The organism is Acidobacteriota bacterium, from assembly GCA_033549365.1.
Lineage (GTDB): Bacteria > Acidobacteriota > Aminicenantia > Aminicenantales > Saccharicenantaceae > JAWSUF01.
Genome location: JAWSUF010000007.1, coordinates 96292 through 116515, shown reverse-complemented (window position 1 = coordinate 116515; position 20224 = coordinate 96292). Strand labels below are relative to the sequence as shown.

General features: G+C 60.2%; 21 protein-coding genes and 1 tRNA gene. 9 read left to right on the top strand and 13 right to left on the bottom strand.

Going from position 1 to position 20224, the window contains the following annotated elements; translation table 11 throughout:
• Positions 1-74: 74 nt before the first annotated feature.
• From SCM96_11285 to SCM96_11240, 10 genes are all read right to left on the bottom strand, one after another.
• Complete coding sequence (locus SCM96_11285) at positions 75-503, bottom strand: OsmC family protein (GenBank protein MDW7761205.1); 429 nt, start codon at positions 501-503, stop codon at positions 75-77.
• Positions 504-505: 2 nt separating this feature from the next.
• Entirely contained in the window at positions 506-1288 is a 783-nt protein-coding gene (locus tag SCM96_11280) for a hypothetical protein (protein MDW7761204.1), read from the bottom strand.
• A gap of 61 nt (positions 1289-1349) precedes the next feature.
• Positions 1350-2078, bottom strand: a complete 729-nt coding sequence (gene recO / locus SCM96_11275; protein ID MDW7761203.1) for a DNA repair protein RecO — start codon at positions 2076-2078, stop codon at positions 1350-1352.
• A gap of 17 nt (positions 2079-2095) precedes the next feature.
• Complete coding sequence (locus SCM96_11270; GenBank protein MDW7761202.1) at positions 2096-3472, bottom strand: sigma-54 dependent transcriptional regulator; 1377 nt, start codon at positions 3470-3472, stop codon at positions 2096-2098.
• On the bottom strand, positions 3469-5634 hold the full coding sequence (locus tag SCM96_11265; GenBank protein MDW7761201.1) for an ATP-binding protein: 2166 nt from the start codon (positions 5632-5634) through the stop codon (positions 3469-3471). Before SCM96_11265 ends, SCM96_11270 begins: the two co-directional genes overlap by 4 nt.
• Positions 5631-6425, bottom strand: a complete 795-nt coding sequence (locus SCM96_11260; GenBank protein MDW7761200.1) for a DUF4115 domain-containing protein — start codon at positions 6423-6425, stop codon at positions 5631-5633. Before SCM96_11260 ends, SCM96_11265 begins: the two co-directional genes overlap by 4 nt.
• A gap of 290 nt (positions 6426-6715) precedes the next feature.
• The gene (locus SCM96_11255) at positions 6716-7612 is read right to left on the bottom strand and encodes a permease-like cell division protein FtsX (GenBank protein MDW7761199.1); all 897 of its coding nucleotides are present in this window, start codon (positions 7610-7612) and stop codon (positions 6716-6718) included.
• On the bottom strand, positions 7609-8277 hold the full coding sequence (gene ftsE / locus SCM96_11250) for a cell division ATP-binding protein FtsE (GenBank protein ID MDW7761198.1): 669 nt from the start codon (positions 8275-8277) through the stop codon (positions 7609-7611). The genes SCM96_11255 and ftsE overlap by 4 nt, the downstream gene beginning before the upstream one ends.
• A 4-nt stretch (positions 8278-8281) precedes the next feature.
• A complete protein-coding gene (locus tag SCM96_11245) occupies positions 8282-8464 on the bottom strand; it encodes a hypothetical protein (protein MDW7761197.1) in 183 nt (60 codons plus the stop codon).
• Positions 8461-8829, bottom strand: a complete 369-nt coding sequence (locus SCM96_11240) for a DUF6677 family protein (GenBank protein ID MDW7761196.1) — start codon at positions 8827-8829, stop codon at positions 8461-8463. Before SCM96_11240 ends, SCM96_11245 begins: the two co-directional genes overlap by 4 nt.
• 118 nt (positions 8830-8947) lie before the next feature.
• Here SCM96_11240 and SCM96_11235 point away from each other — a divergent pair, with 118 nt between their 5' ends.
• The 9 genes from SCM96_11235 to SCM96_11195 all read left to right on the top strand — a co-directional run bounded on the left by SCM96_11235 (position 8948) and on the right by SCM96_11195 (position 16415).
• Entirely contained in the window at positions 8948-9433 is a 486-nt protein-coding gene (locus tag SCM96_11235; protein ID MDW7761195.1) for an SH3 domain-containing protein, read from the top strand.
• A complete protein-coding gene (locus SCM96_11230; GenBank protein MDW7761194.1) occupies positions 9430-10344 on the top strand; it encodes a M48 family metalloprotease in 915 nt (304 codons plus the stop codon). The genes SCM96_11235 and SCM96_11230 overlap by 4 nt, the downstream gene beginning before the upstream one ends.
• A gap of 18 nt (positions 10345-10362) precedes the next feature.
• Positions 10363-12450 carry an adenylate/guanylate cyclase domain-containing protein gene (locus SCM96_11225; protein MDW7761193.1) on the top strand — a complete coding sequence of 696 codons (2088 nt, stop codon included), beginning with the start codon at positions 10363-10365 and terminating at the stop codon, positions 12448-12450.
• A 3-nt stretch (positions 12451-12453) separates the two neighbouring features.
• Positions 12454-13269, top strand: a complete 816-nt coding sequence (locus SCM96_11220; protein MDW7761192.1) for an MBL fold metallo-hydrolase — start codon at positions 12454-12456, stop codon at positions 13267-13269.
• Between the two features lie 153 nt (positions 13270-13422).
• Positions 13423-13500: transfer RNA gene (locus SCM96_11215), tRNA-Arg, on the top strand.
• 100 nt (positions 13501-13600) lie between these two features.
• Positions 13601-14254, top strand: a complete 654-nt coding sequence (locus SCM96_11210) for a tetratricopeptide repeat protein (GenBank protein ID MDW7761191.1) — start codon at positions 13601-13603, stop codon at positions 14252-14254.
• 28 nt (positions 14255-14282) lie between these two features.
• Positions 14283-14528: a YfhL family 4Fe-4S dicluster ferredoxin gene (locus SCM96_11205; GenBank protein MDW7761190.1), complete on the top strand. Its 246-nt coding sequence runs from the start codon at positions 14283-14285 to the stop codon at positions 14526-14528.
• A gap of 73 nt (positions 14529-14601) precedes the next feature.
• Positions 14602-15534: a site-2 protease family protein gene (locus SCM96_11200; protein ID MDW7761189.1), complete on the top strand. Its 933-nt coding sequence runs from the start codon at positions 14602-14604 to the stop codon at positions 15532-15534.
• A gap of 158 nt (positions 15535-15692) precedes the next feature.
• Positions 15693-16415: a hypothetical protein gene (locus tag SCM96_11195; protein ID MDW7761188.1), complete on the top strand. Its 723-nt coding sequence runs from the start codon at positions 15693-15695 to the stop codon at positions 16413-16415.
• Here SCM96_11195 and hypF read toward each other — a convergent pair.
• Genes hypF through SCM96_11180 form a run of 3 tightly spaced genes read right to left on the bottom strand, consistent with a single transcriptional unit; the run spans position 16381 to position 20223 of the window.
• Positions 16381-18666 carry a carbamoyltransferase HypF gene (gene hypF, locus SCM96_11190; protein MDW7761187.1) on the bottom strand — a complete coding sequence of 762 codons (2286 nt, stop codon included), beginning with the start codon at positions 18664-18666 and terminating at the stop codon, positions 16381-16383. The genes SCM96_11195 and hypF overlap by 35 nt on opposite strands.
• The gene (locus SCM96_11185; GenBank protein MDW7761186.1) at positions 18663-19346 is read right to left on the bottom strand and encodes an epoxyqueuosine reductase QueH; all 684 of its coding nucleotides are present in this window, start codon (positions 19344-19346) and stop codon (positions 18663-18665) included. The genes hypF and SCM96_11185 overlap by 4 nt, the downstream gene beginning before the upstream one ends.
• A 43-nt stretch (positions 19347-19389) precedes the next feature.
• Entirely contained in the window at positions 19390-20223 is an 834-nt protein-coding gene (locus SCM96_11180) for a hypothetical protein (GenBank protein MDW7761185.1), read from the bottom strand.
• Position 20224 lies beyond the last annotated feature (1 nt).

Sequence of the window (20224 nt, the reverse complement as noted above, 5' to 3'; positions counted from 1 at the left end):
CAACGCACGGATTTGCGTTCCGGCCGGCCTCGATGGAGACCGGACGGGAATTCAGGCCGGAGGCCGCGGATGATTCAGCTTTCGAGGCGGGCCGTCAGAACGATTTCCGTCCCGGTGAGAGATCGCGAAACCGGACAACCCGCCTTCGCCGCCTGGGCTTTTTCCAGAAAGGTCGTCTCGTCGATTCCGGGGATATCCGCCCGGGTGTCGAGCTCGATTTTGGTGACGGCGGGGCCGCCTCCGACGGTTTCCAGATGAACTTTGGCCGAGGTCCGGATGGTCCGGGGCGCGAACCCCGCTTTGCCCAGGACGGCGCTTAGAAACATCGAAAAACACCCGGCCAGGGCGGCCCCGATCAGCTCTTCGGGATTGGTGCCCGCCTCCTCCTCGAACCGGGATTGATAGGTGTAGGGGCCTTCGAAGGCCCCGCTCCCGAGTTTCAGCTTTCCGCGGCCGTCGCGCAGGCCGCCTTCCCAGACGGCTTCGGCGTTTCGGACGGACACGGCTATTCCTTGACTCGATAATTGTTGATGATGGTCTTCTTCCCCTCCATGTCCTGAATGGTCACCGTCAAAACGCGACTCGCGTCTTCGCTGGTGGCGGTGACACTGAACATCCGGGTTTCTCCAAAAGTCATGGAGGAGACTTCAACGGAGAATCCCTGCCCTTCGAGTTCGGAGACGTAGAAGTCGCGGGCGTCTTCAAGAGCGCCCGTCATTTCAATGGTAAACTGTCCGGCCTGTTCTCCGCTCTCACTCATGGTGAACGTGACGTTCATTTTTCCCGGATAGCGGGGGATCCACTCGGGAATTCTTGAGTCATCGGCCGTTCCGCCGAAATCCATGACCTGGGTTTCTCCTGATTCGTCGCGGAGTTGCACCTGGGCGCCGGACTCATCGCCGCTGAAGGTCAGTTCGCCTTCGTCCGTCTTGAACGACAGCTTGCCCTGTTCGATATCCTTGAAATTGACCGTGACGGTCTCTCCGGTTTCCTTGTTGCGGATGGTCAGGGTGCCCTCTTTTTCGTCGACGCCCTTGAGTTCGAGTTCGGGATTGGCGGCGACGACCATTTTGGCGGCCGCAAGTCCCGGATTTCTTCTGGCCAGTTCGGGATCGAATCCGGCTTCCTTGGCCTTCTTGAACAGGAAGGCGCCGCCGGTGACAAGACCGATGACGAGGACCAAAACGGCGATCAGAGCCACGACTCCGCAGCCGATGGCGATCTTGGCGCCTGAACTCATGCCTTTTTTCGCCGGGGGTGCGGCGACGGGTTGAGCTTCTTGATTCATGTGAAAACCTCCTTTAATGATCCCTATTCTACCCTTGTCGGGATCGACTTTGCAAATCGATTCAGGTCTTCAGATATCGCCAGGACCGGGGTTCGCGTTCCAGGTGAAAGGCGATCAGAGCCCGAAGCGTCCGTCTCAGGTCCTCCCGCCGTCCGGCCGGAAAATCGGGCGGTCGATCGCCCGGAGGATTCTTCAAAATCCAGCCGACGATCTCCGATAGGCCGCCGTCGACGCTTTCCGTGCGGTGCGGCGCGCAGGATCCGCAGAAGACGCCGTCACGCCCGGCCGACAGCCTCCCGGCCCCGATTTGCTTTCGGCAGGCCTTGCACCGGGTCAGATCGGGCAGGAATCCGTTGATCCGCAGAATCCAGGTTTCGAAGTAGAGAGTCAAAAAATCTCCGTCACCGCCGTTTTTCGCGGCGCGGAGGACGGAGAGAAGGAGCCGAAAGAGAAGATTGTCGCCGGCCCGCGACGGAGAAAATTCCTCGACGAGCTCGGCGAAATAACACAGGATGCAGGCGGTCTCCGGGTCTTTTTGAATGTCGAAAAAGGATTCCTGGAGATCGGCGCCGGTCACGGTGACGAGATCCCGGCGCTCTTTCTCGTGGTAGAAGACCTTGACCAGCGACATGGGCTCCAGGCTGCTTCCGAAACGGTTGGCGAATTTTCGGGCGCCCTTGGCCACGCCGCGGAGAACCCCCTTGTCGCGAGTGAAAAAGACGGCCAGTTTGTCCTGTTCGCCGAAGGGGAATGTCCTGAGGATCAGGGATTCGCTCTGTTCGGCGGGCATCGCGGGCGGTTTCCGGATCAGTCGCTGAGGGTGATTCCGTAATCGGCGATCTTTTTCCGGAGGGTTCCCTCCTCGATTTTCAGGGCATGCGCCGTGCGGGACACGTCCCAGCCGTTCCGCAGCAGGTGATTCCGGATGGTGGTCCGCTCGAATTGCTCCGTTGCCGCGGCCAGAGAGCGGTTTCCGGCAAGCTCCGGCCCGGCCTCGGTTTCCCGGGTTTCGACCAGGAGGGCGAGGTGCCCGGCCTGGATGACGTCGTCGGGGACCATGATGACGAAGCGTTCGATGACATTCATGAGTTCGCTGACGTTGCCCGGCCAGGAATAGTTCAGAAACGCGCGTTCGGCTTCGGGGCTCATGGTTTTGGGCCGCTTGCCGTATTCCGCGGAAAAATAATCCAGGAAATATTCGATGAGGAGCGGAATGTCCTCGACCCGATTCCGGAGCGGAGGAATGTTCAGGGGAATGACGTTGAGTTTGAAAAAGAGGTCTTCGCGGAACCGTCCCTTGGCGATGGCCTCCCGGAGATTGCGGCTGGAGGCCGCGATGATGCGGACATCGACCGTGATGGGTTCCGGAGCTCCGGACGGTTCGATTTTTCCGTCCTCAATGGCCTGCACAAGGCGGGACTGGGTCTTGAGACTCATGTCTCCGATTTCGTCCAGAAACAGCGTTCCCCGATCGGCGATCAGGAACTTGCCTTTCTTGTCTTTGGCTCGAGGCCCGCCGTTGTCCTGAAAACAGCCGAAAAGCTCGTTGTCGATCAGGTCGTCGGGGATGGCGGCGCAGTTGATCTCGACGAGCTTCTTGTCCCGGCGGCGGCTTTGCTGGTGGATGAGGTAGACGATGCGTTCCTTTCCGGTTCCGTTTTCTCCGGTGATCAGGACGCGGCCGTTGGACGGCGCGGCGCGCTCGATATCCTGGCGCAGCTTCTGGATGCCCGGGCTGCGGCCGATGAGCGGGAAGCGTCCCCGGACCTTTTCCCGAAGCCGGAGGTTTTCCTCCTCGAGTTTCCGGCGCCGGAGGGCGTTTTGAACGGTGATGACGACCTTCTGGAGGGACAGGGGTTTTTCCAGGAAATCGTAAGCGCCGAGTTTGGCGGCCTTGACCGCGGTTTCGATGGTGCCGTGGCCGGAAATCATGATGACCTGGGGAGCCTCCTCGGACGTCAGGATCTTCTGGAGGACTTCGATGCCGCCGAGAGAGGGCAGCCAGACGTCGAGGAGGACGGCGTCGAAGGATTCACTCCGAAGCATCTCCAACCCGTCTTCGCCGCTCTCCGCGGTTTTGACGAGATACCCCTCGTCTTCCAGAATGCCCTGGAGGGAAGACCGGATGCTGGATTCGTCGTCGATGACAAGGATTTTTTCCTGGCTCATATCGGATTCTTTCATGCCGGGATCCGCAGAATGAATTTGGCGCCGTGCGGCCGGATGTTTTCGACATCGACGGAACCGTTGTGCTCCTGGACGATCTGGTTGACGATGGCCAGGCCGAGTCCCGTGCCCCGTTTCTTTGTCGAGTAATGGGGAAGGAAGAGTTTGAACTTGTCGTCGACGGCGATGCCCGGACCGGAATCGCTGATCGCGATGTTGACCCGGTTTTCCGCGGCGTCGAACGAGGTCACGATGGAAATCCTTCCCTTCTTATTCATGGCGTCGATGGCGTTGTCGAGGATATTGATGACGGCCCGTTTGAGCTGTTCCGGGTCCACGGAGATCGGAGAAGGAATATCGGCGGCGTAGTGAACGTCGAAGTCGATTTCGGAGAAGATGCCCTTGAACAGGGCGATCGTCTGATCCAGAATGGCATGGAGATGAGACGGTTGGGGCTGGATCTTGGGCATGCGGGCGAAGTTCGAAAATTCGTCGACCAGGGACTTGATGGTTCGGGCCTCCTGGATGATGGTCCGGGCGCCCTGAGCGATGACGTCGGGGCGGGCGGTTTCGTCGCGGTTCAGATTGTTGATGATGCGTTCGGCCGAAAGCTGGATCGGGGTCAGGGGGTTCTTGATTTCGTGGGCGACGCGCTGGGCGACTTCCTTCCAGGCGGCGATTTTTTGAGTGTTGATGAGCTGGGTCAGGTCGTCGAGAACGACGATCAATCCTGAGAAATCGTTGGGGCCCTGCCGGAGCGGGGACAGCGACAGGGCCAGATGCGTCACCCGCCCGTTGGAGGAGAATGTGATTTCCCGATGCGGCAAATGGCGCTTGTTTTTCATCCCCCAATCGATGTTTTTCCGGATCTCGGAGAAAGCCGCCGGGCCCAGAATCTCGGCGTAGCCTCGGCCGATGACGTCGGCGTCGGATACGCCCAGCATCTCCCGCGCCGAGGGATTGATGGTGGTGATCGTTCCGCCGCCGTCGAGGGCGATCACGCCTGTGCTGATCTTGTTCAGGATGGTCTCGATGTATTGTTTGCGGCTTTCCAGCTCGTTTGTCTGGCGGGCGATGTTCTGCTGGCTGTCGCGGAGGTCGGATGTCATCTGGTTGAACGATTCGATGAGAAAGCCGATCTCGTCGGATGCAGGATCCTCGATCCGGACGTCGAGGTTGCCCCGCGACACCTCCTTGGTCGCATGGGCCAGTTTCTCGATGGGAACCGTGATGCTCTTGGCCAGTTGAAAGCCGATCCAGCTTGCGGCGAAGATGATGAGCAGGGTGATGAACACCAGGGTCATGAAGTAGAAGGATTTGACCGGGTTTTTCTGGGTTTTGCCCAGCCGGTAGCGCTGGACGTAGGAGTTGATGTTGGAAATTCTCTGGGCATAGTTTTCGGGCAGATATTTGCCCGTGGCCACCAGGACGTTTCCGATGCCGGCGATCTGGAAGGCCGTTCCCCGGCGGATCATTTCTCCGGAGCCCATGGGTTCGATGCTTCTCAGGTCTTCGCCCAATTGGGCGCGCTTGACGATGTTCGTTTTGAGATCCCGGTAATAGCGGAGGGGAAGATTGGGATTGAGGTAGGAAAACAGCTCCTCGTCGTCGAGAAAAATGCTGATTTCATCCAGTTGATATTCCTTGAGTTTTTCCCAGATGAAGTCCCTCAGGGCGGGCCGGTTTTCGGGCTGGATGAGTTTGCGGGAGCGGATGACCCGGGCGAGCTGCTGGGCGTGATGGAGGGTGATCTCCTCGCCGCTTGTGTAGAAGCCCTCGGCCAGACCGCGGGTGTCGTCGAGGATCTTGTCGAGAGGCGTCTGAAACCAATGTTCGATGTTCCGGCTGACGAAGTCCGAGGCGAAGATGAAAAGAAGAACCGTGGGAATGAAGGACAGGGCGATGAAGAACATGACCAGCTTGGTCCGGAAATGGGCGCCCAGAACCCGCCGTTTTCGTTCGAGGTAAAGCTTGGCCATATAGCGGCCGAGAATGACGAAGAGGATCAATCCGAGAAGGATGACGATGATCTGGAGGGAGGACAACAGGATCCGGGTCACGCCCGTCGGGGAAAACTCCTGGGATTCCCGGATGAAGAACTCGATCGTGAAAAACAGGAGGATGAGCAGGACGATGACGGCGCCGACAAGACGGGGTCCCTTTTTCTTGGCCGGGGTCATGGGCGCAGGCTCGGCTTCCCGTTCTTTTCGGGTTCGGGATCGGCCAGGAAATCGCTCATGTTTTCCGGCGTGATGAGAATGTTCTTGACGACGGCTCCCGATCTGCCGAAGCTCCGACCCCGGCGGCCGTTGAGCGTGTAGTCAAAGCCGCCGGCGTTTCCAAGATGGATCAACAGTTCTTTCTCGGCGTGAACCCGGCTGGTTGCCCCCGGCAGGCGGATGCCGTTGACCTCGATCAGGCCGTCGGCATAGACCTGGATCCAGGTTTCCTGGCGGAAAGAGGCTTCGAAAACGAGTCCGCTTTCCTCGTCCGGTTCTTCAATGAGTCCGGCGGCGGGATAATCGGCCGGGGCGGGTTCCGCCGCGGCGGGCGGCGCGGCGAAGATCGCCGGGTCATCCGCCGGCGCGTCTTTTTTCGATTTTAGGGAGAAAAAGAGCAGAAGGGACGCGGCCACCAGAACCAGGCCGGCTCCGATCGAAACTATCAGCCTCTGCCGGCCCGGGACGGGGGAGGATTCCCGATGTTTTTCGGCCTCCTCCTCGTCCTCGATGTCTTTCAAAAGTCCGGATTCGCGGTATTTTTCGAGAACGGCCTGCGGGTCCAGACCGATCGCCTGGGCATAAGTCCGGATGATGCCCCTGACAAAAAACGCACCGGGAATTCTGTCCAGACGATCGTCCTCAAGAGCCTCCAGATAACGGAGGACGATTTTGGTCGAATGGGAGATGTCCTGAAGCAGGATGTTTCGGGATTCCCGTTCTTTACGAAGCTCGCCGCCGACGCCGGTCATATCCTCCAAATTCTAGGACAGATGGTCCGGACTGTCAATCGCCGCCGCAAGATCGTTATTCACGAGCCTCAGTTGTTCGGTATGGCCTCGGAGCCGGGGTTGTGCGCGAGCCGAGGTCGTGCGCGAGTCGAGGTTGCCGTAGCGATAAGGAGCGGACTGCGCAGGCGTAGTGAGCCTACGTCAAGCAGGCCGGGACGAAATCGATGCGGTAAGATCGGCTCGCCAGTAGGGCTGAAATGCCGGAAAAAAGAGAAAATAATGAATCCCGGCATTTCAGCGCACGACCTCGGCTAGACTTTGAGGAAGCGTGAGAGGGAGGTACTGCTCCCCAACAGCCCGATCCCCGCACCGGCGGCAACAAGTCCCGCCGCCTGAGAGGGCATCAGAAAACGCAGGTTCAGAATGTCCTGCAGGGCGCCCACGGACGTCCCGATATAAAGGGGAAAGAGCTTGATCGTCAACAGCAAAAGGGCGAGGGCCAGGAGACTGCCGGAGATGCCCAGAACCAGACCCTCCAGAAGAAAGGGAATCCGGATGAATGTGTTTGTGGCTCCGACAAGGCGCAGAATTTCGATTTCGTTCCGCCGGGCGAAGACATTGAGCTTGATGACGTTGGAGATGATGAAAAATGACGCCAGGACGAGAATCCCGCCGAGGAAAAATCCGATGGCCTGGGCCACGCGTCCGAGCGACTGCATTTTGTCCACGATGTCCTGATTGAATTGGACGTCCTCGACGTCCTTGTGCATGCGGATTTCGTCGACAAAACCCCGGAAACCCCAGGGTTGGGATCTCTCCCCCCGGATCCGGACGTCGAACGAGGGCGGGAAGGGATTCACATCGAGGCTTTCCACGATGTCCCGGAGTTCGGGGAAGGTTTCCCGGAACCGCTCGAGGGCCAGGGCCGCCGGGATGAAGTGAACCTCATCGACCATATCGAAGGTCCGGATCCGGCGTTCGATCTCGTCGATGTCTGATTTTCCGGCATCGGCGCCGATGAAAAACGTCACGGTCATGTTGTCCGCCAGAACCTGGGCCGCCTGGCGGAGGTTATTGGCCACGGACAGAAACACCCCCAGGGTCAGGAACGACAGGCAGATGATGGCCACCGAAAAAAAGTTCCGGGTTCGGAATTGCCAGAGGCTGCCGGCAGTCGCCCGGATGAAATAGCGGATGCGGCGGATCATGGGGATGCCTCTTGGCCGAGAAGCTTTCCTTTCTGGAGAAACAGGATGCGGCTGCCGAAGTGGCGGATGAGTTCGCGGTCATGGCTGCCGATGATGACGGTCGTTCCTTTTCGGTTGATATCCCGGAACAGGCTGACGATTTCGAAGGCCAGACCCGGATCCAGGTTGCCCGTCGGTTCGTCGGCCAGAATGATCCGGGGATTGTTCACCAGGGCCCGGGCGATGGCCACCCGCTGCTGTTCCCCATAGGAGAGATGCTGAGGGAATTCCCACATTTTCTGATGGAGGTTGACGCTGCGCAGGGTGTTGAAAACCATGCGGCGGATCTCCTTGCGGGGCGTTCCGGCGACCTGGAGAGGGATGGACACGTTCTCGAAAACGCTGCGGTGGAAGAGAAGCCGGAAGTCCTGGAACACAATGCCCATTTTCCGCCGCAGGAGATAGATTTTATTGTTGGGGATTTTGAGGATGTTCACGCCGTCGACAACGATCTGGCCTTCGGTCGGCAGCAGTTCGCGGAAAATGATCTTGAGAAGCGTTGTTTTTCCGGAGCCGCTGGGCCCGGCGATGAAGACGAAGTCCCCGCTCTCGATGCGCAGAGTGATGTCGGAAAGAGCCCAGTTGGGCTTTTGATACTGTTTCGAGATATGAAAAAGTTCGATCATCCCGTCAGCGGATGAAAAGCGCCATGAACCATCCGAACACAAGGGCTCCGGCGGCCATGATCGCGAATAGGGTCAGGCCGTAACGGATACGGCTTCGCGTGTCGTTGCGGCGGAGAAGGGCCAGGACGAGAGAGACGAAAAACGCATAGACGATCATCGAAAGGAGGTGGCTTTGGAACAGGATCATGTCTTTTTCCCGGCGGCGATGTCGTAGGCGTCGATGGCGATGAGGTAATTCAGGAGGCCCGCTCCGGCGATGTAGGCCGTGCCGAATTCGAAGGTCGTCTTTTCCAGGGTGCCGCCGCCGATCGAAAACAGACGGGCGAGGAAATAAAAGAGCCCGTTGCCCAGATCGGCGAAAAAGGCCAGAACGGTCAGGGGGTTTTCAGTCTGCAGGCCGTAAACCCGTCCCCCCATCGCCAGCCCCAGGGCCGTCATGGCGGCGACGGCGCCGAAAAAGATCAGCCCACGGGATGTTTTTTTCTGGACGATATGGCCCAGACCCGGGACGAACCAGCCGGCGGCCATCGGAATCATGGCTTTCATTTTCATGGGAAGTCCATCATAAAAGAATCGTCCGTCCAAATCAAGCGTTTCGGGTTTCGCGGCCTTTTTAATTGACAGCGATTTCTCATTAGTCATATATTGAAACGGAAGACAGGAGGTTGAGATGAAACGGTCCGTCCGCATAGCGGCCTTTATCGCGGTTCTGGCCGCGGCCGCAGCCTTATTGATCGCGGAGACGCTCGTCATCAAAGTCCAGACAACGAGTCTCCGGCGCGAGCCCAAGTTCTATGCCGCGTCGGTTGCAACCCTCCGCCAGGGAGAGACGCTGGAGCGGATTTCCGCCGAGGGAGCCTGGATCCAGGCCAGGAACACCGCCGGAGTGACCGGCTGGGTGCATGAAAGCGCCGTCGAAGCCCGGAAATTCAAGCTTGCGGCCATGGATAAGGGCCTCAAAACCCAGGCCACGGCCGGAGAGGTCGCCCTGGCCGGAAAGGGCTTCAACAAGCAGGTCGAAGACAGTTACAAAGCCAGGAACACCGGCGCCGATTATGACGCCGTGGAACGAATGCTGAAAATCGCGGTGTCTCCGGAGGCCGTTCTGGCTTTCCTCAAAAAAGGCCGCCTCGACGTCGAGGGAGGATCCCGATGAGAGACCTGAAGCTGTCGGTTTCGGCGGTCGTTCTCGGGTCTCTCATTTTGTCGGGGTGCTCCGTCATCGACCAGGGATTGGATCTTGCCGGAGACAAAAGCCCGATCTCGTCGGCCGACCGGCAAACCGTCGGCAAAACAACGCAAGCCCTGCGATCGACGTTCGCCGAAATCACGGACGAGGAGGAATACTATATCGGCCGGGCCGTGGCCGCCCTGATTCTGGCGCGTTACCCCGCCTATGAAAACCGCGAACTGACCCAGTATCTGAATCTCCTGGGAACGGCCATCGCCTGGAATTCGGACCGTCCGGAGACTTTCGCCGGCTACCGGTTCCTGGTTCTCGACACGGACGAGGTCAACGCCCTGGCGGCTCCGGGCGGATTCGTTTTTGTTTCCAAGGGTCTTTTGCGGCTTTGCCGCGACGAGGACATGCTGGCCGTCCTCCTGGCCCACGAAATCGGGCACGTCACCGCCCGCCACGGCCTGCAATCCATCAAAAAATCCAGGCTGGTCGATGCCTTCAAGGTCATCGGTTCCGAGGTCGCCCGGCGTTACGGACCGCAGGAATTGGCCCAACTGACCGATGTGTTCGAGGATGTTCTCGGCGATATCGTGGAGAGTCTCGTTGAGCGCGGTTATGACAGAAAGTATGAATATGAAGCCGACGCGCTGGCCGTCCGGTTCGCTTCCGGAACGGGTTACGATCCCCTGGCTCTCCCCGATCTTCTTCAGGCGATTGAAGACCGGTCCGCCGATTCCGAGGGGCGAGGCTGGTACCGGACTCACCCGACACCGAAACAACGCATCGATCGGGCCGGCAAACACATCGCCCCTCTTCCCGAGCCGTCACCGGCCGGGGCCGATGTTCGATCCCAACGTTTTGCCCTGGCCATGAAAAACCTGAAGTAGGCGCCGCGGCGGACCGGGATGAATCGAAAAATCCTGCGGGGCGCCGCCGTCGGTACGGCCGCCGGAATCGTGATCGCCGTTCTGGCCGCTCTCCATGTTTTCGACCATCTCGAGTGGAAATCCTGGGACCTGAGACTCAGGCTCCTGTCGGATGCCGACCGGGCCTCGAAGGATATCGTCGGCATCGAAATCGATCAGTATAGCCTGGATCTTTATGCCGGAGAGCAGGGACTTCCCTGGCCGTGGCCGCGCCAGATGTACGCCGCTCTGGTGGATTTTCTGAGGACCGGCGGCGCCGCGGCCGTCTTTTTCGACCTGATTTTTTCCGAAGGGTCCGGATACGGTGACGAGGATGACGCATCGCTGGCGGCGGCGATGGCCGAGTCGGAGAATGTGTTTCTCCCTCTGTTCATGAGCGGGGGTGAGCCCGCTCCCTATCTCTCGGAAAGAGAGGGGGAACTTCGAGCCCTGGACCTCGGAAGCCGCATCCCGCGCCGAGCCCTCGTTCCGGAAGCGACCGCGGTTGTCCTGCCCATCGAACCCCTGGCCAGGGCCGCGGCCGGCCTGGGAAATGTCCAGTTTCGACCCGACGGCGACGCGATTTATCGAAGAATTCCCCTGGCCGGACGATTCGGGGATATCGTTCTGCCGTCGCTCCCGCTAAGGCTTGCCGATTTTCTGATGGGAGGCGTCGATCTCTCCCGCATCCCGTTGGACCGCTCCGGATGCCTCATCCTGAAATACCACGGGCCTTCGGGGACCTACCGGAAGTATTCCGCGGCTGCCGTCATCAATTCGCAAGCGCTCATGGAAGAGGGGAAACCTCCCCAGATCGATCCCCGGGAATTCGCCGGAAAAACCGTCGTCGTCGGGACGACGGCCGCCGGGCTCTTCGATTTCCGGCCCGGCCCCTTCGGCGCCGTCACGCACGGCATGGATATTCTGGCCACGGCCGCCGACAACCTCGTCCGGGGGGATTTCGTCCGGTTTCCTCCGGCCTGGGTTTCATTCATGACCATCATCGCATTCGCCCTCGTCGCCGGCATTGGAACGTCGCTCATTGTCAAGATCGTCTGGGCCGGGTTGTTTTTCCCCGTCGCCCTGGCTCTTCCCGGACTGGCGGCTGCGGCGGCCTTCCGTTCGGGCTGGTGGATGGAGGCGGCGGCGCCGTCCGCCGCCGTCATCATCGCTTTCCTGTCGGCCGCGCTCCTCAACTACGGCATCGAGGGACGGCAGAGGCGGTTCATTAAAAGCGCTTTCCGTTATTACCTCAGTCCCGATGTCATCGACAGGGTCATTCGCGACCCGTCTCTCCTCGCTCTCGGTGGAGAGAGACGGGAGATCACCGCCTTCTTTTCCGACGTGGCCGGGTTCACGTCGATCGCCGAAAAGCTGTCGCCGGACGAACTCGTCGCCCTGCTGAATGCCTATTTGTCGGAGATGACGGACATCATTCTGGCCGAGGGCGGCACTCTGGACAAGTACGAAGGCGACGCCATCATCGCCTTCTGGAACGCCCCTCTCGACCAGCCCGACCATGCTCTCCGGGCCTGCCGGGCCGCCGGGGAATGCCAGAGGCGCCTGGCGGAGATCCGTCCGGAATTCAAGGCGCGGTTCGGATGCGATGTCGCCATGCGTATTGGACTGAATTCCGGCCCCGCCGTCGTGGGCAACATGGGATCCCGGAACAGGTTCGACTATACGGCCATGGGCGACACCATGAACCTGGCTTCGCGGCTGGAGGGCGTCTGTAAACATTACGGTGTGCCCATCCTCGCCGGGGAAGAAACCGTCCGTCCGGCCGGCGCCGGCTATCTCTTCCGGGAAATCGATCAAATCCGGGTGATCGGGAAAAGCGTTCCCGTCCGGATCTTCGAGCCGCTGGGAGAACCGGGGCGGCTTTCACCGGACACGGCCGCGCGCTCGGCAGCTTATGCCGCCGCCCTGGCGGACTACCGGGCGCGCCGTTTCGAGTCCGCCCTGGAGGGCTTTCTGGGTTTGGAGGGCGATCCCGCGGCGGCGGTCTTCGCCGCGCGTTGCCGCGCGTTGCTGAATGATCCGCCGTCCGGAGATTGGGACGGGGTCTTCGTCCTGAAGGAGAAATGACGCATGTCCATAGGGATCGAATTCTGGGGAGTCCGGGGGACGTTCCCGTCGCCGGGACAAGACAAGATCCGCTACGGCGGACACACGCTCTGCGCGTCCCGGCGCCTGTCTTCGGAGGCCGTTGCGATCATCGACGCCGGAACCGGAATCCGGCCCCTCGGGGATCGATTGATGAGGGAAACCTCCGGGAAGGATCTCCGGGTTTTTCTGTTCTTGACCCATTTCCATCTCGATCACATCATCGGGTTCCCTTTCTTCGCTCCGCTCTATTCCTCCCGGACCGAACTCACGGTCCTGGCGGCAACCGATCCTGAGGAAACGCGGGAGATCCTGGCCGGTCTGATGAAAGGGCGGGCATTCCCCCTGGATCTCGATGAGACACCCTGCCGCAAGACATTCCGGAAGTTCGAAGAGGGCCTCGAGATCGCCGATGTCCGATTCTCGTCCTGCCCCCTGCGCCATCCTCAGGGAAGCACGGCGTTCCGCCTCGATGCGGGCGGCGCGAGTGTGGTTATGGCGATGGACACCGAACACCCGGACACGGGCGTGGACGAAGTTCTGGCGATCTTGGCCCGAGGTGCCGATCACCTTGTCTATGATGCGACGTATACCCCTGAAGAATACAACAAGGGAAAAAAAGGGTGGGGACATTCCACCTGGCTTGAAGGAACGCGGCTGGCCCGGGCGGCCGGCGTCGGGCATCTGGTGCTGTCCCACTGGAATCCGGATCATTCCGACGAGCAAGTGGAGGCTCTTCTCGAATCCGCGCGGCGGGAGTTCCCCCGGACATTGGCTGCCGCGGAAGGCATGAGGCTGTAGCGCCGCCCTTATTTTTTTAAGGAGCGATATCGCCTTGAAAAAGCTTGTTTACCTCTTCCGGAAAACCGCCGATTGAGCGCGGCGGGGCGACAGGCGCCGGATTGAAAAAGAGCCGGGATTGGGCTATAGTGATGGCGGCTGAAAACGCAAGGTACCCCTGTAGCTCAGTATGGATAGAGCAATGGATTCCTAATCCATGTGTCCCCGGTTCGAGTCCGGGCAGGGGTGCCATCCCGCGCCCGGAAGCCGGATGCCCGGTGCGGAAGCGGCCGTCTTGGTTTTCGTCCCCGGTTGTGCTAACCTGAGGGACTCGCGGAGCGAGGAGTCAACGATGAAACGTACGGAAAGACATCAGCTCAAGGAAGACGGGTTCGTTGCCGGACTGAACCGTCTTTACCTGTTTGCCCGGGAATGGAAAAAGGAAATGCTGACCGCCCTGGGCGTCGTCCTGATTCTGGTCGCCGCCTATGCTCTTCTGGTCGTCGTTCAGGCGCAACAGGCGAAAAAACAGAGCCGGATCCTGGGAGAGATCATCCGCGTGACGGAAGCGGAAGAACTCGATGAAGCCGGGCTCGAGAAGCTCAAAGAGCTTTCCGGCCGCGGCCGCTATGCCCGGGTCGGATATCTCCACCTGGCCGGATATTGGCTGGAAAGAGGAGACCTGGATCAGGCGGAATCCTATGCGGCCCTCGTTTCCGGGACACGCCGGGATCTTGTCTCCGCTCAAGCCCGGCTTCTTCAGGCCCGGATCCATGTTCTCCGCGGCGAATACGAACCGGCCATGGAGATTTACCGCAGACTCGAACGGGAGAGGCCGCGCGGTTTTCCTCTGGATGCCGTGCTTTATGAATATGCCGAAACCCTGGAAAAAAACGGCGAAAAGAGCTTGGCCGACGATCTCTACCGGAGACTTGCCGAGGAATACGGGCAGACGTTTTTCGGATACGAGGCGATGCTCAAGCTCAATCGACCGGATTTTCGCTGAGAACCAGCAATTTATTGAGGAGGATGTTATGGCTTTCTTGATCAACGAGGAATGCATCAACTGCGGCGCCTGCGAACCCGAATGCCCGAACCAAGCCATCAGTGCGGGCGACGAACGGTACGTCATCGACCCCGACAAGTGCACGGAATGCGTGGGCCATTTCGATGAGCCGCAGTGCGCCTCGGTTTGCCCGGTGGATGCCTGTATCAAGGATCCCGATCGGGTCGAAACCAAGGACGAGCTGATGGCCAAGTTCCAGAAGCTCAAAGGCTGACCGGTCGCCAACCCCTCATCCGATTTTAAATAGGAGTGAGCCCCTCACTCCTATTTTTTTTGGCCGGAAGACCATGGACACCAAGCCTTTCATCGCCCGCCGCGGACTCAATATCCTGTTGTTCATTCTGACGGTTCTATCGACTTATGCAGTCGGCCTGACATGGAGCGTGAGTTTCTTTCATGCCCAAAACATGGCGCTCGATTCCGGGCCCACGGACATCCGGTCTCTTATAGACGGTTCCGTCCTTGTTCTCAGCGCGATTTATGTCGTGGTTCTCCTGGGGATCCTGGTCGGTCATGAACTCGGCCATTATCTTGCCTGCCGCCGCTACGGCATCGAGGCCACCTGGCCCTATTTCATCCCCGCGCCGACGCTTGTCGGCACCCTGGGCGCCTTCATCAAAATCCGCTCGCCCATCACGCGCAAACGCCAACTCTTCGATATCGGGGCGGCCGGACCGATTGTCGGCTTTTCTCTGGCCTTGCCGGCTCTGTTTGTGGGGCTGGCTCTGTCGAAAGTCGTTCCCGCCCTCCCCCGGGAGGAAGCCATCGTCTTCGGGGAATCCCTGATCCTCAAGTTTGTCGCCGGGCTTGTCCTGGGCCCGATTCCTCCCGCGCACGATGTCGTTCTTCATCCCATCGGCTTCGCCGGTTGGGTGGGGATGCTGGTCACGGCCTTCAATCTCTTCCCTTTGGGTCAATTGGACGGAGGCCATATCGCCTATGCGGCCTTCGGCGGAAAGTCCCTTCGGGCAGCCAGGGTCTTCCCCGCGGTCCTGTTCGTCATGGGGGTTTTTTTCTGGCTCGGCTGGTTTGTCTGGATTCTGGTCATCTTCATGCTGGGTCTCAAGCACCCCCGGATTCTCGATGAGGATATCCCTTTGACCCCGGGCCGGCGGCTGACGGCGTTTCTCCTCATTCTGGTTTTTCTTGTGACATTCGTTCCCGATCCGATCAAGGGATTCAGCGGTCTTTCTCTTTTGAGGCAAACCGGTCTGTTCTAGGCCGAAAAATATTCACAGTTCGTGTGAAAATCGTTGTGGAAAAGGGGCTTTTTCCAGGCAAAAAATCAAGGCAGTCATGAAGATATGACGGAATGCACAAAAAAACGACACTTCCTTTCCGGGCCCGGGTCATTCCTGATATAATACCGGAAAGATTCATGAACACCGATGAATTCAGAAATGTCGAGACGGCGCTCGCCCGCATGAAGCGCCGGTTTCGCAATAAAGAGATCACCAAACAGGAGTTCATCGAAAGCCTCAAAAAGCTGCGGGTCCGGGACGATCAGGGCCGGTTCTGGATGATCGGCGTTCAGACCGGCAAATGGTACGTCTTCGACGGCCGCAAGTGGACGCCGTCCCATCCCCCTTCCGCCGGTGAAGGGAAAGCCATCTGCATTCATTGCGGTTTGGAGAATGATCTGGACGTCGAAGCCTGTGAGAGGTGCGGCGGTTTGGTCGACGGCGCGGACGACGAGGATCGGATCGATTCCTTTTCGGATACCGACGGACTTCTTGAAAACTTGGGCCGCGTCACAGGCGAAGGCGACTTCGCCGAGGAGGAGAGCGTCCGCGTTCTGAAATCCGTCCATCCGATATCTTTGGCCCTTGTCGCCGGGACGGCCGGGGCTTTTTTCGGGCTAATGGCCGGAGTTCTGGCCGGCTCGACGACGTTTTTCCCGGCCCTGTCGAGCGCCCTCCCGGAATTCCTGAAGGACATTCAGGGCAAGCTCCTGGGCGGCATCCTCTTCGCCGCCGCCGGCGGCATCGCCGGATTTGCGGCCTCCGGAGTCTTGGGATGGATCGCGGCCGGAATCCTGAACGGCATTCTGTCCCTGTCCGGAGGGATCAAATTCCGGACGGGCAAGATGCCGGAGGAATAGCCCGGGCCAGGGCGAAGGCAGCCTGCCCGAGAGACAAAGATTCGTCATTGGGGGAATAGCGGACCGGCCGCAGGACGCGAAACCCGTTCCGTTCGAGAAGAGTTTCCGTCCGTTCGAGGAGCACCCGATTCAGGAAGACCCCACCGACAAGAACCACAATCTCCACCCCGCGCTCCTTCCGGGCCGTCTCTGCGATGCGAACGATCAAGCGGGCCAGGGATTCGTGAAATTTCGCGGCGATCCAGGCTGCCGAGACGCCGCGGCCGAGATCCTCGAGGATGCGGCGAATCATCGGTCGGAAGGAGGCGGTGAGGGGCCGTTCGCGGCGCCGGATGGCGACCGGATATCGACCCCGGGTCTGACCTGAAACCGCGGCTTCCAGGCGCATGGCCGCTTCGGCCTCGTACTCCAGCGTCATCGGGGCAAGACCGCAGAGAAAGGAAACGGCGTCGAACAGGCGCCCGCAGCTCGATGTCTTCAGGTCCGGCCGCCCGCTGGCCATCAGGGCCGCAACTGCCTCTATTTTGGCCCGTCCCACGCCCCTTAGTGCCTCTCGGGGAAATGCGTCGCCGTAGGCCCTCTGGAGGTAGGAGGCGGCCATCCGCCAGGGCTGCCGGGCGGCCAGGTCCCCTCCGGGCAGGGGGACGTCTTCGAGATGAGCGTATCGTTCATAGGCGGTGTAGTCGGCCAGCAGGAATTCGCCGCCCCAGGCTTCTCCGCCCGGGCCGTAACCGTAACCGTCGAAGGCGACCCCCAGAACTTGGCCCCGGGGTTGGATGCCGTGTTCGAGCAGCGGTGCCAGGACATGGGCGAAGTGATGTTGAACCTGAAGGTGGGGGAGGCCCAGGGATTGGGCGTAACGCGTCGTTCGAAAGTCCGGATGGAGGTCGCTGACCACAATGTCGGGAGCCGCTCCGAACAGCGCCTTCAGGTGGTCGACGGTTTCCTCGAAATAGCGGAAATTTCTGTAGTCGTCGAGATCTCCGAGAAACTGGCTGGTGACGACCGAGCCGTCCTTATAGAGAGAGACGGCCACCTTCAATTCGCCGCCCAGGGCGAGGATGGTCTTCCGCGATTTCAGGAATTCGGGAACGGCCTGAGGGGAAGGGACATATCCCCGGGCCCGGCGGACGAACAGCGTCCCGCGCCGGGAGGCCTTGAGCACGGAGTCGTCGGCGCGCATGGCGATCGGCCGGTTGTGGCTGAGGACGGCGTCGCATAAATCGGCCAGGCCCTCCTTTTCTTCCGTCATGATCGGGGCGTCCTTGGGGTTGGAGCTTGTGGCCACGACAAGCCCTGTCTTTTCGAGAAGGAGGGCGTGAAGGGGCGTGTAGGGGAGCATGATGCCGACTTCACGGAGATGCGGCGCGATCAGCGGGAGAGTCCCGCGGCTTTGGAGAAGGACGATGGGCCGGCGCGCCGAGAGAAGCAGGGCTTGTTCCTCGGGGCCGATGCGGGCCGCCCGGGCGGCCGTTTCGAGATCCGGGGCCATGAGCGCCAGGGGTTTTCTTTTCCGCTGCTTGATGTCCCGGATGCGGCGCACGGCGGTCCGGTCGAAGGCCGAGGCCATGAGATGAAAGCCCCCGATGCCCTTGACGGCCAGAACGCGGCCTTTCCGGATGAGTTCGGCCGCGGCCTCGAGGCCTCCCGGAATGCGGCGGCCGCTTCGCGCGTCTTTCAGGGTCAGATGCGGCCCGCAGGCCGGGCAGGCGATGGGCTGGGCATGATATCTCCTGTCGCGAGGATCGCCGTATTCCCGGGCACAGTCCGGGCACATTTCAAACCGGGCCATGGTCGTTCCCGGTCTGTCATAAGGAAGGGATCGGACGATGGTATAGCGCGGCCCGCAGTCCGTGCAGTTGGTGAAGGCGTAGCCGAAGCGCCGCTCGGCCGGATCGCGGATTTCCTCCAGACAGGCGGCGCAGGTCGCGATATCGGGGGAAATGAAAACGACGCCGGCGCCTGGTTTCGATTTGAGGATGCGGAAATGGCGGTATCCGCGGAAGGCGGCGGGTGCATGGGACAGCGTTTCGATCTTCGAAAGGGGAGGCTGGTTTTTTTCCAGAGAGGCGAGGAAATCCGGGACGGCCCGGGGATTCAGGGATTCGACATGGATCTCGACGCCGTCTCCCGTGTTTTTCACCCAACCCTTGAGGCCGCTGGCTTCCGCTTCTCTGAAGACAAAAGGCCGGAACCCGACGCCCTGAATGACCCCGGAGACCCGGATTCTCTCCGCCCGGCCGTCTTTCATGCCGTCGCTCCCCCGGCGCCCCGGCAGCGCGCCGCCTCGAGGCTGAACAGGCAGCCACAATAATTCTGACGATAGATCCCCTTTTCCCGGCTCAGGGCGACGCTGTGATGGAAGCCGTTTTTTTTCTTGAAGTCGGCCTCCAGGAACGTGAGGCCGTGGCGGGCGGCGAACATGCGGCCGATCCTGTTGATGACGGCGGCCTTTTTCCAGGGGCTGAGCGACATGACGGTTGTAAAAACGGGGATCCCGAGATCGGAGGCTTTTTGCGCGGTCTTTTGGATCCTCACGGCGTAACAGACGTCGCAGCGCCGGCCTTTCTCCGGCTCGTTTCGGAAAGCCCGGGTCAGATCGAACCATCGTGCGGCGTCCGGGGGCTCGACGAAAATGGGGACGCCCAGGATCCGGGCGGCCTTTTCCGTCTCACGGAGCCTCAGATCGTGTTCGTCTTCGGGATGGATGTTGGGGTTGTAGAAGTACAGGCAGGCGGCGTATTCTCCGGCCAGGATCCCGGCGACATAGAGGGCGTCCGGAGCGCAGCAGGCATGGAGCAGAATGCGCGGCCTTTCCATGCCGCCATTGTAGCCGCCGATCCTCATCCCGTCCAGCCCGGCTCCGAAACTGTGCGTGAAAACTCTATCCGACCATTCCGGCTTCGTCGCAGCCTGCTCGACGTAGCTCAAGCAGCAGATGCGGCCGGATCGGCTCGCCCGGAGGGTCAAAATGCTAGCGGAGTTTGTCGATTTTTTGCTGAAGTTCCCTGATGGCGTTGTGGACGCTGTCGAGCTGGAAATAGATGACACCGAGGTCCTTGAAGGCTGGACGGGTTTTGTCGGCCGCCCGGCCCAGGCTCTCGAACAGGGGCTTGGTGCGGCGGCGCAGATCGATGATATTTTTCTGGATGCGGTCGCGTTCTTTTTCGAGCTCCTTGATATTTGCGGCGAATCCGCCGGCCGTTTTTTCGGCCTCGTCCTGAATGACGCGGATCTCGCCGAGGATGGTCTTCAGGCGGAGCGACTCTTCCGATTCCCCGGGATCTCCGGATTCCTTTTTGGCCGCGGCGGCCGTTGCCCGAATTTTTTCCTCGAGTTCCCGGATGGCGGTCTTCCGCTCTTCGATCAGGCCGCCGGCGCGGGTGCGTTCCGCTTCGGCCTCTTTCGTCAGGGATTCGATGCGGGAACACGTCTCTTGCCAGGTGCTCTGGAGAAGGCTCTTTTCTGCGTCGTAAGCTTTGAGTTGCTCCCGGATGTCGGCCGTTCCCTCGATGGGCAGGCCTTCGGCCCAGATTTTTTTCCCCAGGTCCTTGCGCAGATCCGCGCAGGCGTGTTTTTCTCTTTTAATCTTGAGAGACAGGCGGAAGCGGATCATTTTTCTCCGGGCCCGGGAGAGAAAGGCGCTCAAACGCCGTCGCAGGTCCTTGTCGCGAAGGAAGATGAAGATGAGGAGAAGAAGAATGATGCTGAGAAGCAGATAAAACGCCCAGAAGGGCAGCCCCTCCTTGGAAATGCTGTCTTCGATCATCCGGGCGGAGGGGGCGGTGAGGACGGGTGTTGCGAACATG